1 pseudogene is annotated in these 357 nt (G+C 61.1%); it reads right to left on the bottom strand.

The window, feature by feature from the left end:
* Positions 1 to 164 (bottom strand): annotated as a pseudogene (locus tag X742_RS1000000176370) (amidase); the annotation flags it as partial.
* Positions 165 to 357: the final 193 nt, after the last annotated feature.

The raw sequence follows: 357 nt of genomic DNA on the forward strand, positions 1-357 counted from the left end.
CCGTCGAGCGGGCCGAGTGTCACGCCCACTCTCTTGCGGGCATCGCTGGCGTCAGCCGCGACCCGCGCCGCTTCGCCATAGAGCTTCGTGAAGACCTTCTCGTCGGCCACACGATTCGCAAGACGTGACATGATAATTTCGAGGCGGTCGCGGATTGGTTGCATGTTGGTGTCGGACTCCGCCAGAATGGAACATCTTTAAGGCAAGCAGCCGTTGGGACTGCCGAAGGGATAACCCGGCCAGCGTGCCTTTGCACCTGCCAGCGACAGGAAGATACTGATGCTCTACAAAGGCAGCTGCCATTGCGGCAAGGTTGCGTTCGAGGTGGAGGGCGAACTTGAGGGCGTCGTGCGCTGC

The sequence above is a fragment of the Mesorhizobium sp. LNHC229A00 genome, assembly GCF_000502415.1.
In the GTDB taxonomy this organism is placed as follows: Bacteria; Pseudomonadota; Alphaproteobacteria; order Rhizobiales; family Rhizobiaceae; genus Mesorhizobium.